Annotated in this window: 16 protein-coding genes; 9 read left to right on the top strand and 7 right to left on the bottom strand. The window is 65.8% G+C overall.

The window, feature by feature from the left end; all coding sequences use genetic code 11:
* Positions 1–156: 156 nt before the first annotated feature.
* Positions 157–2,229 (bottom strand): cytochrome c1, encoded by a 2,073-nt coding sequence (locus JQ616_RS21390; protein ID WP_212017666.1) that lies wholly within the window; start codon positions 2,227–2,229, stop codon positions 157–159.
* A gap of 72 nt (positions 2,230–2,301) precedes the next feature.
* Positions 2,302–2,832, bottom strand: coding sequence for a ubiquinol-cytochrome c reductase iron-sulfur subunit (petA, locus tag JQ616_RS21385; RefSeq protein WP_212017664.1), 531 nt, complete (start codon positions 2,830–2,832; stop codon positions 2,302–2,304).
* Between the two features lie 278 nt (positions 2,833–3,110).
* On the opposite strand from petA, the gene JQ616_RS21380 reads away from it, so the two are divergent.
* The 6 genes from JQ616_RS21380 to JQ616_RS21355 all read left to right on the top strand — a co-directional run bounded on the left by JQ616_RS21380 (position 3,111) and on the right by JQ616_RS21355 (position 6,657).
* On the top strand, positions 3,111–3,596 hold the full coding sequence (locus JQ616_RS21380; protein ID WP_212017662.1) for a tRNA (cytidine(34)-2'-O)-methyltransferase: 486 nt from the start codon (positions 3,111–3,113) through the stop codon (positions 3,594–3,596).
* Between the two features lie 10 nt (positions 3,597–3,606).
* Positions 3,607–4,239, top strand: coding sequence for a 7-carboxy-7-deazaguanine synthase (gene queE / locus JQ616_RS21375; RefSeq protein ID WP_212017660.1), 633 nt, complete (start codon positions 3,607–3,609; stop codon positions 4,237–4,239).
* A 27-nt stretch (positions 4,240–4,266) separates the two neighbouring features.
* Complete coding sequence (locus tag JQ616_RS21370; RefSeq protein WP_050404001.1) at positions 4,267–4,632, top strand: 6-pyruvoyl trahydropterin synthase family protein; 366 nt, start codon at positions 4,267–4,269, stop codon at positions 4,630–4,632.
* A 2-nt stretch (positions 4,633–4,634) separates the two neighbouring features.
* Positions 4,635–5,531, top strand: a complete 897-nt coding sequence (hemF, locus tag JQ616_RS21365) for an oxygen-dependent coproporphyrinogen oxidase (RefSeq protein ID WP_212017658.1) — start codon at positions 4,635–4,637, stop codon at positions 5,529–5,531.
* Complete coding sequence (locus JQ616_RS21360) at positions 5,522–6,262, top strand: HAD family hydrolase (RefSeq protein WP_212017656.1); 741 nt, start codon at positions 5,522–5,524, stop codon at positions 6,260–6,262. Before hemF ends, JQ616_RS21360 begins: the two co-directional genes overlap by 10 nt.
* A 113-nt stretch (positions 6,263–6,375) precedes the next feature.
* The gene (locus JQ616_RS21355; protein WP_212017654.1) at positions 6,376–6,657 is read left to right on the top strand and encodes a YodC family protein; all 282 of its coding nucleotides are present in this window, start codon (positions 6,376–6,378) and stop codon (positions 6,655–6,657) included.
* Positions 6,658–6,726: 69 nt separating this feature from the next.
* Here the strand turns inward: JQ616_RS21355 and JQ616_RS21350 are convergent, their stop codons facing one another.
* From JQ616_RS21350 to JQ616_RS21330, 5 genes are read right to left on the bottom strand one after another with little or no spacing between them, the layout of a single operon-like run.
* Positions 6,727–7,491, bottom strand: coding sequence for a sulfite exporter TauE/SafE family protein (locus tag JQ616_RS21350; RefSeq protein ID WP_212017652.1), 765 nt, complete (start codon positions 7,489–7,491; stop codon positions 6,727–6,729).
* The gene (locus JQ616_RS21345) at positions 7,488–8,744 is read right to left on the bottom strand and encodes a CCA tRNA nucleotidyltransferase (RefSeq protein ID WP_212017650.1); all 1,257 of its coding nucleotides are present in this window, start codon (positions 8,742–8,744) and stop codon (positions 7,488–7,490) included. Before JQ616_RS21345 ends, JQ616_RS21350 begins: the two co-directional genes overlap by 4 nt.
* Positions 8,741–9,004: a DUF6111 family protein gene (locus JQ616_RS21340; RefSeq protein WP_212017648.1), complete on the bottom strand. Its 264-nt coding sequence runs from the start codon at positions 9,002–9,004 to the stop codon at positions 8,741–8,743. The genes JQ616_RS21345 and JQ616_RS21340 overlap by 4 nt, the downstream gene beginning before the upstream one ends.
* Positions 9,001–9,636, bottom strand: coding sequence for a CoA pyrophosphatase (locus JQ616_RS21335; RefSeq protein WP_433995990.1), 636 nt, complete (start codon positions 9,634–9,636; stop codon positions 9,001–9,003). Before JQ616_RS21335 ends, JQ616_RS21340 begins: the two co-directional genes overlap by 4 nt.
* 32 nt (positions 9,637–9,668) lie before the next feature.
* Positions 9,669–10,310, bottom strand: coding sequence for a DUF1285 domain-containing protein (locus JQ616_RS21330; protein WP_212017644.1), 642 nt, complete (start codon positions 10,308–10,310; stop codon positions 9,669–9,671).
* Between the two features lie 231 nt (positions 10,311–10,541).
* On the opposite strand from JQ616_RS21330, the gene JQ616_RS21325 reads away from it, so the two are divergent.
* Genes JQ616_RS21325 through JQ616_RS21315 form a run of 3 tightly spaced genes read left to right on the top strand, consistent with a single transcriptional unit; the run spans position 10,542 to position 15,288 of the window.
* Positions 10,542–11,546, top strand: coding sequence for an AAA family ATPase (locus JQ616_RS21325; protein ID WP_212017642.1), 1,005 nt, complete (start codon positions 10,542–10,544; stop codon positions 11,544–11,546).
* Positions 11,546–12,487 carry a DUF58 domain-containing protein gene (locus tag JQ616_RS21320; RefSeq protein WP_212017640.1) on the top strand — a complete coding sequence of 314 codons (942 nt, stop codon included), beginning with the start codon at positions 11,546–11,548 and terminating at the stop codon, positions 12,485–12,487. The genes JQ616_RS21325 and JQ616_RS21320 overlap by 1 nt, the downstream gene beginning before the upstream one ends.
* Positions 12,487–15,288, top strand: a complete 2,802-nt coding sequence (locus JQ616_RS21315) for a DUF4159 domain-containing protein (RefSeq protein ID WP_212017914.1) — start codon at positions 12,487–12,489, stop codon at positions 15,286–15,288. Before JQ616_RS21320 ends, JQ616_RS21315 begins: the two co-directional genes overlap by 1 nt.
* Position 15,289 lies beyond the last annotated feature (1 nt).

The following is a 15,289-nucleotide window of genomic DNA, read 5'->3' as shown; positions in this document are numbered from 1 at the left end:
CATCTTGTCCGTACTCGGTGGCGGACGCAATCGCCCTGCGGCACGCTCGCGCACTCGTCATAACCGGAGAAACAAAGAGCGTTTTCCGCAAGCCACGCCTTGACCGGCACAAAGCAAAAAAGCCCCCGAAGGGGCTTTTTCAAAGTCTCGCTGAGATCAGTGGGCGTCGGCCCAAACCTTGCGCTTGGTGAAGTACATCAGGATCGCGAACACGACCAGGAAGAAGAACACCTGCATGCCGATCCGCTTGCGCGCTTCCATGTGCGGCTCGGCGGCCCACATCAGGAAGGTCGTGACGTCGTGCGCGTACTGCTTGACCGTCGCCGGCGAGCCGTCGTCGAACGTCACCTGACCGTCGGACAGCGGCTTCGGCATCTTGATGGCGTGGCCGGGGAAGTACTTGTTGTAGTAGGTGCCGTCCGGGACGGTGACACCCGCCGGCGGCTTGTCTTCAAAGCCCTGCAGGATGGCGTCGACGTAGTCCGGTCCCTGCTCCTGATACTGGGTGAAGAAGTCGAACACGAACTGCGGGAAGCCGCGCTTGTAGGACCGCGCCTTGGCCATCAGCGACAGGTCCGGGGGCGCCTTGCCGCCGTTGGCTGCGGCCGCGGCCTGCTCGTTCGGGAACGGTGCCGGGAAATAGTCCGCGGTGCGGCCCGGGCGCTCGAACATTTCACCCTGGTCGTTCGGGCCGTCCTTGATCTTGTACTCGGACGCGAAAGCTGCGGCCTGCGCCTCCGAATAGCCTGGACCGCCGGGATCGGCGAGGTTGCGGAACGCGACGTAGTTCAGGCTATGGCAGGCCGAGCAGACTTCCTTGTAGACCTTGAGGCCACGCTGCAGCGAGCCGCGGTCATACTTGCCGAAAGGGCCGGAGAACGACCAGCTCTGCGCCGGCGGGTTGTCGCCACCCTCCTCGGCCTTGGCGTTCTGGGTGCCGCCTACCAGCAGGCTGCCGGCCACCACCATCGCGAGCATCACCGAGGCTGCGGTCGCAGCCCGGCCCTTGCTCTTCGCCAGCACGTCGTCGGCGATCGAGTTCGGCACCGGCCGCGGCGTCTCGATGCGGGCGAGCAGCGGCAGCACGATCAGGAAGTAGGCGAAGTAGCAGACCGTCAGGATGCGGCCGGCGATCACATAGATGCCTTCCGGCGGCTGCGAGCCGAGATAGCCGAGCAGGATGCAGACCACCACGAAAATCCAGAAGAACTGCTTGGCCAGCGGACGATACTTCGACGACCGGGTCCGTGCGCTGTCGAGCCAGGGCAGGAAGCACAGGATGATGATCGCCGAGAACATCGCCACGACGCCGGCGAGCTTGTTCGGGATCGAACGCAGGATCGCGTAGAACGGCAGGTAGTACCATTCGGGCACGATGTGCGCCGGGGTCACGCCGGGGTTCGCCGGGATGTAGTTGTCGGCGTCGCCGAGATAGTTCGGCATGTAGAAGATGAACCAGGCGAAGAAGATCAGGAAGCACGACACACCGAACGCGTCCTTGATGGTCGCATAGGGCGTGAACGGAACGGTGTCCTTCTCGGTCTTGGGCTCGACGCCGGCCGGGTTGTTCTGACCGGCAACGTGCAGCGCCCAGATGTGCAGCACGACCACGCCGGCGATCACGAACGGCAGCAGATAGTGCAGCGAGAAGAAGCGGTTCAGCGTCGGGTTACCGACCGAATAGCCGCCCCACAGCAGGGTCACGATGCTCTCGCCGAAATACGGCACGGCCGAGAACAGATTGGTGATGACGGTGGCACCCCAGAAGCTCATCTGGCCCCACGGCAGCACGTAGCCCATGAAGCCGGTCGCCATCATCAGGAGGTAGATGATGACGCCGAGGATCCACAGCACCTCGCGCGGCTCCTTGTACGACCCGTAATAGAGACCGCGGAACATGTGGATGTAGACGGCGAAGAAGAACATCGACGCGCCGCAGGCATGCATGTTGCGCAGCAGCCAGCCGTAATTGACGTCGCGGACGATCAGCTCGACCGACTTGAAGGCAAGGTCGGCATGCGGCGTGTAGTGCATCGCCAGGATCACGCCGGTCAGGATCTGCAGGCCCAGCATCATCGAAAGGATGGCGCCGAAGGTCCACCAGTAGTTCAGGTTGCGCGGCGTCGGATAGGCCACGAACGAGGAGTGGATCAGGCCGAAGATCGGAAGGCGCCGTTCGATCCACTTCAAGGCGGGGTTGCTCGGTTGGAAATCAGATGGTCCGCTCATTGATGCGATCCTGAAGAAGAAAAACGACGCGATGGGTCCAAGTGGAAGCCGAAGTCCCGGCGGGTCCGGGACTTAGCCGATCTGGATTTTGGTGTCGGAAAGGAAGGCGTAGGGCGGCACCGCCAGGTTGGCGGGCGCCGGCCCCTGACGGATACGACCGGAGGAGTCGTACTGGGAGCCGTGGCAGGGGCAGAAGAAGCCGTCGTAATTGCCCTCATGGGCGATCGGGATACAGCCGAGATGGGTGCAGATGCCGATCACGACCAACCACTGGTCATGGCCGGCCTTGACGCGGGCCGAGTCGGGCTGCGGATCGGGCAGGCTGGAGAGCGCCACGCTCTGGGCCTCCTGGATCTGCTTCTTGGTGCGGTGGCTGATGTAGATCGGCTTGCCGCGCCAGAACACCTTGATGTCCTGGCCCTCGGCGATCGGTGCCAGGTCGACCTGGATCGGCGCGCCGGCCGCGATCGTCGCGGCATCCGGGTTCATCTGGGCAACCAGCGGCCACACGGTGGCGGCTGCGCCGACGGCGGCGGCAGCTCCGGTTGCAACAAAGAGAAAATCACGGCGTGTCGGATGGTCCGCCGAAGACGCTGTCGTCACGATTCCTAGCCCTTTCTTTTCTGCAGCCGGTGGAACCGCCCCAGAGACGCCGGGAGGCGTCCCAAGAAAGGCTGCCGGCGCCCGCGGCCCCCGCGGCGGCAGAAAACCACTATTCCCCACCCCAAATGGCGGAACAGCAGTCCAGAATCGTTCTATTGGCACCCTTGCCGGACGAGCGCAAGCCCGCTATCGGCTCGCACACGTGCAATGCACGAAATCCGCGCCGAGCGATGTTTTATTGAGACAATTTCATCCGGATTTCACAGGTCGTCCGCACCATGCAGATCGCGCTGTTCCAGCCCGACATCCCCCAGAATACAGGGACGATTCTGCGCCTGTGCGCCTGCCTGGACGTGTCGGCCCATATCATCGAACCGGCGGGTTTCGACACCTCGGACCGGAATTTCCGCAGGGCGGGTATGGACTATCTGGACCATGTGCGGTTGAAGCGTCACGACTCATGGTCGAAATTCGAGGAATGGCGGGCCGCGGCCGGATGCCGGCTGGTGCTGTTCACGACCAAGGCAGCGAAATCCTACCTTGATTTCGCGTATACGGCCTCCGATGTCCTGCTGTTCGGGCGCGAAACGGCAGGGGTGACCGACGCGGTGGTGGCGGCTGCCGATGCACGGCTGGTGATTCCGATCAGGCCGACCATGCGTTCGCTCAATGTGGCGGTCACGGCGGCCATGGCCGTCGGTGAGGCGCTGCGGCAAACCGAATCAGGAATTGCCGGCTCGGGAATCGCCGGTTCGGTAACTTAAGGGATTTTTGGTGAGCTACGCGGTCAAGGAGATCTTTCTCACCCTGCAGGGCGAAGGCGCCCATGCGGGCCGCGCATCCGTGTTCTGCCGGTTTGCCGGCTGCAACCTGTGGAGCGGCCGCGAGCAGGACCGCGCCGGCGCGGTCTGCCGGTTCTGCGACACCGATTTCGTCGGCACCGACGGCACCCTCGGCGGCCGCTATGCGACGGCCGAAGACCTCGCCGGCACCATCGCCGCGCAATGGACCGGCGGCGCGGCCGACCGTTACGTGGTGCTGACCGGCGGCGAGCCGCTGCTACAGGTCGATCCCGCCCTGATCGAGGCCCTGCACGGCCACGGCTTTGCGATCGCGATCGAGACCAACGGCACCATCGCCCCGCCCGACGGGCTCGACTGGATCTGCGTCAGCCCCAAGGCCGCATCCGAGCTCGTGGTGCGCAAGGGACACGAGCTCAAGCTGGTCTATCCGCAGATGGAGAACGCGCCCGAGGATTTTGCGGGGCTTTCCTTCGAGCGTTTCTCGCTGCAGCCGATGGACGGCCCCGACGTGATCGAGAATACCGAGCGGGCGATCGCCTATTGCCTGAAGCACCCGCAATGGCGCCTCAGCGTACAGACGCACAAGACGCTCGGGATTAGATAAACTAACAGAATCGGATTGTTGAACGAGATGTGGGAATTGACGAAAGCGTTTCGGTTCGAAGCTGCGCATGCGCTGTCCGGAACGACCTTTGGCACCGCCAGCGAGGAGATTCACGGCCACTCCTTTCGAGCCGAGGTTACCGTCCGCGGCACGCCGGATCCAAAAACCGGCATGGTGATCGATCTCGGCCTGCTCGAACGCGCGATGGCCGAGGTGCAGAAGACGCTCGATCATAAGTTCCTGAACAAGATCGAAGCGATCGGTGTCCCGACGCTGGAAAATCTCTCGCGCTTCATCTGGGAGCGCTTGCAGCACGCGGGCAAGCTGACCCGCGTCAGCGTGCATCGGGACAGCTGCAACGAGAGCTGCACTTACTTCGGCCCGCAAGGTTAGTCATGCTGCCAACAGACCCCGCCATCATCGAGGACCGCAAGGCGCGCGCGCGCAGCTGGTTCGAGGCACTGCGCAACGAGATCTGCGCAGCCTTCGAGAAGCTCGAGGACGACGCCCCCTCCGCGCTCTATCCCGGCGATGCCGGCCGGTTCGTGCGCACCCCCTGGGACCGCACCGATCACACCGGCAAGCCCGGTGGCGGCGGCGTGATGTCGATCATGAAGGGCCGGCTGTTCGAGAAGGTCGGCGTGCACTGTTCGACCGTGCATGGCGAGTTCGCTCCCGAATTCCGCGCGCAGATTCCCGGCGCCGCCGACGATCCGAGGTTCTGGGCCTCCGGAATTTCGCTGATCGCACATTTGCGCAATCCGAACGTGCCCGCCGTGCACATGAATACCCGCTTCGTGGTCACCACCAAGGCCTGGTTCGGCGGCGGTGCCGATCTGACGCCGGTATTGAACCGGCGGCGGACCCAGGAGGACCCCGATACGCTCGCCTTCCACGCCGCAATGAAGGAGGCGTGCACCGGGCCAAACGGCGTCGCCGACTACGACAAGTACAAGAAGTGGTGCGACGACTATTTCTATCTGCCGCACCGCAAGGAAGCCCGCGGCATCGGCGGCATTTTCTACGACTGGCACGACAGCGGCGACTGGGAGGCCGATCTCGCCTTCACCCAGGACGTCGGGCGCAGCTTCCTAAAAATCTATCCCGACCTTGTGCGGCGCAATTTCGCGGCCGCCTGGAGTGCGGAGGACCGCGACGAGCAGCTGGTCCGCCGCGGGCGCTATGTCGAATTCAACCTGCTCTATGATCGCGGCACCATCTTCGGCCTGAAGACCGGCGGCAATGTGGATTCGATCCTGTCGTCGCTGCCGCCGGAGGTGAAATGGCCGTAATGAAACTGCCGCGCGCGATGCTGATCGACATGGATGACACCATCCTGTCGGCCTACGGACGCCCCGAGATCGCCTGGAACACGATCACCACCGAATTCGCGGAGGAGCTGGCGCCCCTGCCCCCGGACCAGGTCGCGACCGCGCTGCTGGCTTACGCGCGGCAATTCTGGTCGACCGCCGAGCCGATCTGGCGGATCAAGCTCGGCGAAGCACGGCGGCTGACCGTAAAGGGCGGCTTCGCGGCGTTGGCTGCAGCCGGGCACCGCGCGCTGCCCGACGAGCTCGCGGACCGCATCGCCGATCGCTTCACCGCCTATCGCGAGGAGGAGATGTTCGTCTTCCCCGGCGCGCATGAAGCGATCGATACATTCAAAGCGCTCGGCATCAAGCTCGCGCTGGTCACCAACGGCGCCGCCGACATGCAGCGCGCCAAGGTCGAGCGCTTCGCGCTCGGCCATCGCTTCGATCACATCCAGATCGAGGGCGAGCACGGCTTCGGCAAGCCGGAGGAGCGCGCCTATCTGCACGCAATGCAGGCACTCGGCGTCACCGCGTCGGACACCTGGATGATCGGCGACAATCTCGAATGGGAAGTCGTTGCGCCGCAGCGGCTCGGCATCTACGCGATCTGGATGGATGTGCACGGTGTGGGGCTGCCGCCGGGATCGACGATCAAGCCGGATCGCATCATCCGCTCGTTGAGCGAACTGGTTCCTGCTGCACGCAAATAGCCGCGACGGCTGTTTTCCACGTCGATTCCATCACCGCAGCTACCGGCCGTGATTTGACTGTCATCACCGGTCGCTAGCCTGCCGTCCGCGTCATCCAGCGCGGAGGGAAAATCATGGAACTGAAACCAGGCGATGTTGTCATGCTGAAGTCCGGCGGCCATCCGATCACGGTCGTCGAAGTCGACGAGGACAAGGTCGAGTGCCTGTGGATGGGCACGGACGGCGATCTGTTTCGCGAAACCTTGCCGCTCGTCGCGCTCGAATCGACCGAGCTCGATCCGGAAGATGACGAGGAAGACGACGAAGAAGAAGAGGATGACGAGGAAGAGGACGACGAGGAAGAAGAGGATGACGACGAGGATCACGGCGGCCGCAAGAAGCGCAAGGCCGCTTGACAAGGCTGCGTAAGATTTCTCAGGCGATGCTGTCTGGCGAAGCGCCGGCAGCATCGTCTCCGCTTTCGGTCAGAGCGCGCGCAACGCGCTCGTGATCATCACCGCACCGCCGGTGATCACGGCGGCATCGAGGATCGCGGTGTGGATATGCACCGGCATCCGCTCGACAAAGGCCTTGGCGAGGAACGCGCCGGGAATGGCGACCAGTCCGATCAGAAGCGCAAGCGCCAGCACCTGCGCGGTGATGACGCCGGTCAGCCCGAACACCGAGATCTTGACCGCGGCACTCGTCAGCGAAATCACTGCGTCGGTTGCGACCACGGCCGCGCCTTCGAGGCCCGCCGCCATCAACAGCGACAGCAGGATCACGCCCGAGCCCGCGGTGCCGCCAACCACGACGCCATAGCCGACCGCGCCGGCCGCAAGGCCCCGCTCGCCGATCCTGACGCTGTGCTTGCGCAGCAGCCGGCGCAGCGGCACGCTCAGGATCAGCATGGTGCCGATCACGAGCGAGGCGCCGGCGCTGGTGAGCCGCGTATAGCCGTAAGCACCGAGCGCCGTGGAGAGCAGCGCCGCCGCGATCACTATGAGAGCCTTGCGGCGATCGGCAAATCTGACAAAGGCGATGAAGCGGCTGGAATTGGTGAAGATCGACGAGATCGCGATGATAGGCACCACCGGCTCGGCACCGACCATCGGCACCAGCACCAGCGGCATCAAGGCGCCGGTGCCATAGCCGGCGAGACCGCCGATCACGGAAGCAAACAGCGCAACGGCTGCGACAAGCAGAATTTGAAGGAGCGAGATGTCTGCGAAGCCGGAGAGGAAATTCAAAGCCGATGATCGCGGGTGAAACGGGAAACGGTCTGGTCGGCGATGCCAGACAACACCTGCGGATCCAGCGGGAAATCCGCGGCCAGCCAAGCATCCTCGGCCAAGGTCAGGACATGCCCCAATGCCGGTCCTTCGGCAATCCCCCGCGCGATGAAATCCGATGCCCTCAAGGGAAAGTGAGGCGCGCGCCAGCGTTGCGGCAGTGTCGCGAGCGCGCGCCATTGCTCGACATCGCGGCCTGCGCCGGTTCGCGCCCAGGCGAGCAGCAGCCGGTCACGATAGGGCTCCTCATCGAGCCGGTAGAGCCGGCGCCTGGCATGGGCCTCGTCCATGCCGGGCAGGCGCCACCAGCGATGGCCCATCGAGTCCAGCGCCTTGGCCTCGGCGTTGGAGAGCCGCAGCCGGCTTGCGATCCGCCGCGCGTCCTCGGTCACCGCAACCGTCAGCGCGGCGAGCCGGCGCATCGCGCTCGGCGCCAGCGCCATCAGCTGCTCGATCTCGATCATCGCGCCGAACGGTCCGGTATAGGCGACGCCGCCGAACAGCGGCTGCAGCAACCCGCCATCGCCCATCGCGACCACCGCGCCCGCGGCGCCGGTCGCAACCAAGAGCTTGAGCATCTCCATGCGGATGCGCTCGGCCGACAGGCCCGTCAAGCCGGCGCGCCCACTGATGCAGGCGAGATAGCCGGCACGATCGACCGCGCCGGCAGCATAGGCGGCATGGAAACGGAAGAAGCGCAGGATGCGCAAATAATCCTCGGCAATCCGCTGCGCGGGATCGCCGATGAAACGCACCCGCCGCGCCTCGATGTCGGCGAGGCCGCCGACGTGATCGTGCACGACGCCCGAGGCGTCGACCGACAGGCCATTGATGGTGAAGTCGCGCCGCTCGGCGTCGCGCACCCAGTCGCGCCCGAACGCCACCTTGGCCTTGCGGCCATAGGTCTCGGTGTCCTCGCGCAGCGTCGTCACCTCGACCGGCTGGCCGTCGACGACCAGCGTCACCGTGCCGTGCTCGATGCCGGTCGGCACGCTCTTGATACTCGCCCGCTTGGCGCGGCGGATCACCTCTTCCGGCAGCGCCGTGGTGGCGATGTCTATATCGGCGAGCGGAATCCGCATCAGCGCGTTGCGCACGGCGCCGCCGATCACCCGTGCCTCCTCGCCATCGGCATTGAGCAGACCGAGCACGCGCGCCGCCGGCCCCGAAGCGAGCCACGGCGCGTCGGACAACAAGCGCACCTCGCTCATCGCTCAACTCCGGGCACCAGCCTGCCATTCTCGATGTGAGCGGGAACATAAGTCGAGTTCGGCGGCGCGCCGGTCAATTCGGCAAGCAGCACGAAACTCACGATCACCATCACCAGCGCCGCCAGCGTCAGCTTCGCGATCATGTGGAGCGGCCAGGATGCCGGCAACGTCACGCCGGACCGCGTCGCGATCAGGAAGATGGCATAGACCGCGAAAGGGATCAGAAAGACTCCGATCTCGGTCAATACCGTGCGGATCATGACAGATAGATCCGCTCATACAGCACGCGCAGGATGCCCGCGGTCGCGCCCCAGATGTAGCGCTCGGCGAACGGCATCGCGTAGTAGGACCGGTCCATGCCGCGGAATTCCTTGGTGTGGATCTGATGATTCTCGGGATTCATCAGGAAAGCGAGCGGCACTTCGAAGGCATCGACGACCTCGGCCTCGTTGATCTCAAGCGTGAAGCCGGGCTTCACCTTGGCGACTGTCGGCAGGATGCGGAAGCCGAACGCGGTGCCATAGAGGTCGAGATAGCCGACCGGGTCGATGAATTCCCGCTTGAGCCCGACTTCTTCGCAGGCCTCGCGCAGCGCGGCGTCGAGCGGCGAGGCATCGGTAGCGTCGATCTTGCCGCCGGGAAACGAGATCTGGCCGGCATGGCTCGACAGATGCGGCGAGCGCTGCGTCAAGAGCACGGTCGGCTCGGGATGATCGACCACCGGGATCAGCACCGCCGCCGGCCGCACCGGCTGCTCCTGGGCCACGATCTCGAGCATGCGGTCGTTGCCGGAATCTCCAGTGCGCGGAATGATATGCGGATCGACCAGCCCCGGCGGCACTTCGAAATTGAGCCGCGTGCGGGCTCGCGCGAAGAATTCCGTCGAGCTGATCGTCGCCGGCTTCACCTTCAGCAACGGCTCGTTCAAAGTGCGCCCCTCACCTGGCTGGCATCGGCCATCGAGAAAAACTCGCCGCCGGACTCGATGCCGAACATCTCCTGACCATCGACCATCCGCTCCTCGCCCATGTCAACCAGATCGTAGTAGAGCGCACGGGTCACCTTCGCCCATAGATCGGCGCGGACATGCAGATAGGGCGTCAATCCGCCATCGTCGGCGGCTTCAAATCTGAGGCCGTGGCCCTTCTCGCAATCGACCCAGTCGTCGACATTGGTGCGGAACCTGAGCAACCGGCCGCGCGCATCTTGCTCGGTCTGCATTTCCACGGCAAGGAACGGCGCATCGTCGACGCGGATGCCGACTTTCTCCACTGGTGTCACGAGAAAGTGCTTGCCGTCCTCGCGCTTCAGGATTGTTGAGAATAGCCGCACCAGCGCGGGGCGGCCGATCGGCGTTCCCATGTAGAACCAGGTGCCGTCGGGCGCGATTCGCATGTCGAGGTCGCCGCAGAACGGCGGATTCCACAAATGAACCGGGGGCAGGCCCTTGCGTCCGGCAGGACCCGATGTCGCAGCTTGATTGGCAGCGGTGGTAAGCCCGTCGAGGCCCCTGCTTCCGAGCCCCGTAGTTTCACCGCCGGAATCGCTCTGCCCTTGCTTCGCCATTGTTTGCCTTAAAGTTTCCAACCCTCAATCTGGCACATTTGGTGCACGTCGCCTTCAGATGTGGTCGGGATGATATTCTCGCCACATCGTGATGCCGTTCATACCCTGAAATACCGATAAGGTGGGGATAGTTTAATTCAACGAATACATGGCCTTCGCGCAGGTTTAGCATGAGGGTCATGAGATGACGACGCGGGAATCGCGCGCAATCGTCGAGAAGGAGCTGATCGAATGGCTGGTGCAGACAGCGTCGAGAAACTGGAGGATGTGATCGTCCGTTCGGCCGAGCAGGTCGCGGGCCAGATCAAGGCCGCCAAGGAAGCGGTGTCCACGGTTATTTTCGGCCAGGACCAGGTGATCGAAAACACCCTGGTGACGATCCTGTCCGGTGGCCATGCGCTTCTGATCGGCGTCCCCGGCCTCGCCAAGACCAAGCTGGTCGAGACGCTCGGCGTCACGCTCGGGCTCGACGCCAAGCGCATCCAGTTCACGCCCGACTTGATGCCCTCCGACATCCTCGGCGCCGAAGTGCTCGACGAGAGCTCCGCCGGCAAGCGTTCGTTCCGCTTCATCTCGGGCCCGGTGTTCGCGCAGCTGTTGATGGCCGACGAGATCAACCGCGCCAGCCCACGCACCCAGTCGGCGCTGCTGCAAGCCATGCAGGAACAGCACATCACCATTGCCGGTGCGCGACATGATTTGCCGAAGCCGTTCCACGTGCTCGCGACGCAGAATCCGCTCGAGCAGGAAGGCACCTATCCGCTGCCCGAGGCGCAGCTCGACCGCTTCCTGATGGAAATCGACGTCGACTATCCCGATCGCGACGCCGAGCGGCGCATCCTGTTCGAGACCACCGGCGCCGAAGAGGCGCATGCCAAGCCGTCGATGGACGCCGAGACGCTGCTGTCGGCGCAACGCCTGGTGCGGCGCCTGCCGGTCGGCGATTCCGTGGTCGAGGCGATCCTGACGCTGGTGCGCGCCGCGCGTCCCGGCACCGAGGGCGGCGAAGCCGGCAAACTGATCGCTTGGGGACCCGGTCCCCGCGCCAGCCAGTCCTTGATGCTGGCGGTGCGCGCCCGCGCGCTGCTCGACGGACGGCTCGCGCCGTCGATCGACGACGTGCTCGATCTCGCCGAGCCCGTGCTCAAGCACCGCATGGCGCTGACCTTCTCGGCGCGCGCCGAGGGTCGCACTATCCCCGACGTGATCAAGCAATTGAAGGCACGGATCGGTTGATGGCCGCAGACAACAAGCACCAGAACGAGGAGATCCTTGCGGTTCGACGTGCAGATGGCGAAAGCCGAACGCTCGCCGCATCGCTGCCGCGCCTGGTGCTTGAGGCCCGCCGCATCGCGGCCAATGTCATCCATGGCCTGCATGGCCGCCGCCGCGCCGGCACCGGCGAGAGTTTTTGGCAATACCGCCGCTTCGTCTCGGGCGAGCCGGCGCAGCGCGTCGACTGGCGCCGCTCCGGACGCGACGACCATCTCTATGTTCGCGAGCAGGAGTGGGAGGCCGCGCACACGATCTGGATCTGGCCCGACCGCTCACCGTCGATGGCGTTTGCCTCGCGCGAGGCGCGCGACAGCAAGCTCGAACGCGGGCTGATCGTCGCCTTCGCGCTGGCCGAGCTGCTTGTTGCCGGCGGCGAGCGCGTCGGCATTCCCGGCCTGATGAATCCGACTGGCAGCCGCGCCGTGGTCGACAAGATGGCGCAGGCGATCCTGCACGACGAGACGACGCGCGCCAGCCTGCCGCCGTCCTTTGTGCCGTCGTCGCTCGCCGAGATCGTGGTGCTGTCGGACTTCTGGTCGCCGCTCTCCGAGATCACGACGATGCTGGGCGGGCTCGCCTCAACGGGCGCGCATGGCACGATGATCCAGGTCGTCGACCCCGCCGAAGAGACCTTCCCTTATTCCGGCCGTGTCGAATTCGTCGAGCCGGAGGCCGGTAGTGTCATCACCGCGGGCCGTGCGGAAAGCTGGGCCAGCGATTACGTCGCCCGCGTCGCGCTGCATCGCGACCAGATCCGCGCCGAGACCAACCGGCTCGACTGGCTGTTCTCGACCCACACCACCAGCCGCTCCGCGGCCGAGCTGCTGCTCTTCCTGCATGCCGGCATGATGGCGAGCAAGGGCAGCGGCCGCTCAACGGTCAAGGCGGGACGCAGCGCATGATCGCAGGCCTCCCCCTCTCCTTCGCCGAACCGCTGCTGCTGCTGGGGCTGGTCAGCCTGCCGGTGTTGTGGTGGCTGCTCCGCGTGATGCCGCCGCGGCCGCGGCGGGTCGAATTCCCGCCGACGCGCCTGCTGTTCGACATCGCGCCCAAGGAAGAGACGCCGTCACGCACCCCGTGGTGGCTGACTCTGCTGCGGCTCGCCGCCGCTGCGCTCGTCATCTTCGCCGCCGCCGGGCCGATCTGGAATCCGCAGACCGGCGTTGCCGCAGGCAAACAGCCGCTGGTGATCCTGCTCGACGACGGCTGGAGCGCGGCCTCGAGCTGGGATGCGCGGATCAAGGCGGCGGACGAACTGATCACCAATGCCGACAGCGACCGCCGCGGCGTCGCGCTGGTGCCGCTGTCGGAGCCTACGCGCGACATCACGCTGATGCCGGCCGGCGCCGCGCGCGTCGCGCTGCGCCAGCTCGCGCCGAAGCCCTACTCGGTCGATCGCGTTGAAACCCTCGCCACGCTCGAGCGTTTCCTCAAATCGACCGGCGACTGCGACATCGCCTGGCTGTCCGACGGCGTCGACACCGGCCGCGGCAGCGAATTCACCGAAGGTCTCGCCAAGGTGATCGAGAGCCGCAATTTGACGATCTATGCCGGCGGCGCGCAGTCGGCGCAGGCGCTGGTCGCGGCCGAGAACGCCGCCGCCAAGATGACGGTGAAGGTGCTGCGCACCGAGAACGGCATCGCGGCCGGGACGGTGCGCGCGGTCGACGCCAAGGGCTCGCCGATCGGCGAAGCCCGCTACAGTTTCGGCCCGCAGGACCGCGAGACCGAAGCCGCGTTCGATCTTCCGGTCGAGCTGCGCAACGACATCTCGCGGCTGGAAATCTCCGGCGAGCATTCCGCCGGCGCCGTACAGCTGCTCGACCGGCGCTGGCGCCGCCGCGCCATCGGCGTGGTCTCGGGCGCGAGCACCGATACCGCGCAACCGCTGCTGGCCTCGACCTTCTATCTCTCCCGCGCGCTGTCGCCGTTCGCCGATGTCAGGCTCGGCGATCGCGGCGCGCCACAGCAGGTGATCGGGCAATTCCTCGATCAGCGGCTGCCGATGATCGTGATGGCCGATGTCGGCGCGCTGTCGCCGGAGATCCGCGACCGGCTTAACGCCTGGATCGAACAGGGCGGCGTGCTGGTGCGCTTCGCCGGCCCCCGCCTCGCCCAGGCCGATGACGACCTCGTTCCCGTCAAGCTGCGCCGCGGCGGCCGCACGCTCGGCGGTAGCCTGACCTGGGAGAAGCCGCAACACATGGCCTCATTCGCCGCCGACGGTCCGTTCGCGGGCCTCACCGTGCCGAAAGACATCACCGTGAGCCGCCAGGTGCTGGCCGAGCCCGACGCCGTGCTTGCGACCAAGAGCTGGGCCTCGCTCGAAGACGGCACGCCGCTCGTCACCGGCGAGCATCGCGGCAAGGGCGTGGTCAGCCTGTTCCATGTCGGCGCCGACATGCGCTGGTCGGATCTGCCGATGTCCGGCACCTTCGTCGAGATGCTGCGCCGGCTGATCGACATGTCCGGCTACACCTCGAAGCCCGGCCCCGGCGTCGCCAGCGATCCCACCGCAGAGATGGTCGCGCCGCTGCGCACGCTCGATGGCTTCGGCGCTTTCGGGCCGCCGCCCTCGACCGCCAAGCCGATGCCGGCGGATTATCGCGATCGCGGCACCTCGGACCATCCGCCCGGCTTCTACGGCACCGCCGAGAGTCCAATCGCGGTCAACACGCTGGCCTCCGCCGACCGCATCGCGCCGCTCGACACGTCCGGCCTGCGCGCCAAACGTGCGACCTACACCAACGCCGAACCGCGCGACCTGCGCGGCATCATGCTGTCGACCGCCCTCGCGCTGTTCCTGCTCGATGCCATCGTGGTGGCGATGCTCGGCGGCGGCCTCGCCGCGCTGATCCGGCGCCGCGCCGCGCCGGCGGTGCTGGCCCTCGCTTTCATGCTGGTGGCGATCGCACCGTCATCGACCCGGGCCGAGACCAGCGACGAGTTCGCGATCAAGGCGGTGACGCAGACCCGGCTCGCCTATGTCGTCACCGGCAATGCCGACGTCGATTCTATCGTCAAGGCCGGGATGTCCGGCCTGACGCTGTTCCTCGGGCAGCGCACCGCGCTGGAGGCCGGCGACCCCGTCGGCATCGATCCGGCGCGCGACGAGCTGGCGTTCTTCCCGCTGATCTACTGGCCGATCGTGCCGGGCGCGCCGAAGCCGCCGCAGGACGCCATCAACAAAATCGACGCCTACATGAAGCAGGGCGGCACTGTCATCTTCGACACCCGCGACGCGGTCGAGGCTCCGCCGGGTGACAATGGCTCGTCGCAGACCCCGGGCATGCAGACGCTGCGCGAATTGCTGTCGACCCTCGACGTGCCCGAGCTCGAGCCGGTGCCGCGCGAGCACGTGCTGACCAAGACGTTCTATTTGCTGCGCGACTTCCCCGGCCGCTTCAACACGGGCCAGACCTGGGTCGAGGCGCTGCCGCGCGAGGACGACGACGAAGCCGCGCAGCGTCCGGCGCGTGGCGGCGACGGCGTCTCGCCGATCATCATCACGTCGAACGACCTTGCCGGCGCCTGGGCGATCCGCCCCGACGGGCAGCCAATGCTGCCGCTGACGCCGGGCGAGCCGCGGCAACGCGAATTCGCCTTCCGCGCCGGCGTCAACATCGTGATGTACACGCTGACCGGCAACTACAAGGCCGATCAGGTGCACGCGCCTGCCTTGATCGAGCGGCTGGGACAATAAT

It is taken from the genome of Bradyrhizobium tropiciagri (assembly GCF_018130545.1).
In the GTDB taxonomy this organism is placed as follows: domain Bacteria; phylum Pseudomonadota; class Alphaproteobacteria; order Rhizobiales; family Xanthobacteraceae; genus Bradyrhizobium; species Bradyrhizobium tropiciagri_A.
This window is presented reverse-complemented; position numbering and strand designations above follow the sequence as displayed.

Coding starts and splice junctions, on each gene's coding strand:
- JQ616_RS21325 (WP_212017642.1), top strand. CDS start 10,542: ATGGCTGGTGCAGACAGCGTCGAGAAACTGGAGGATGTGATCGTCCGT.
- JQ616_RS21360 (WP_212017656.1), top strand. CDS start 5,522: ATGGCCGTAATGAAACTGCCGCGCGCGATGCTGATCGACATGGATGAC.
- JQ616_RS21355 (WP_212017654.1), top strand. CDS start 6,376: ATGGAACTGAAACCAGGCGATGTTGTCATGCTGAAGTCCGGCGGCCAT.
- JQ616_RS21340 (WP_212017648.1), bottom strand. CDS start 9,004: ATGATCCGCACGGTATTGACCGAGATCGGAGTCTTTCTGATCCCTTTC.
- JQ616_RS21330 (WP_212017644.1), bottom strand. CDS start 10,310: ATGGCGAAGCAAGGGCAGAGCGATTCCGGCGGTGAAACTACGGGGCTC.
- hemF (WP_212017658.1), top strand. CDS start 4,635: ATGCTGCCAACAGACCCCGCCATCATCGAGGACCGCAAGGCGCGCGCG.
- JQ616_RS21370 (WP_050404001.1), top strand. CDS start 4,267: ATGTGGGAATTGACGAAAGCGTTTCGGTTCGAAGCTGCGCATGCGCTG.
- JQ616_RS21320 (WP_212017640.1), top strand. CDS start 11,546: ATGGCCGCAGACAACAAGCACCAGAACGAGGAGATCCTTGCGGTTCGA.
- JQ616_RS21390 (WP_212017666.1), bottom strand. CDS start 2,229: ATGAGCGGACCATCTGATTTCCAACCGAGCAACCCCGCCTTGAAGTGG.
- JQ616_RS21345 (WP_212017650.1), bottom strand. CDS start 8,744: ATGAGCGAGGTGCGCTTGTTGTCCGACGCGCCGTGGCTCGCTTCGGGG.
- JQ616_RS21380 (WP_212017662.1), top strand. CDS start 3,111: ATGCAGATCGCGCTGTTCCAGCCCGACATCCCCCAGAATACAGGGACG.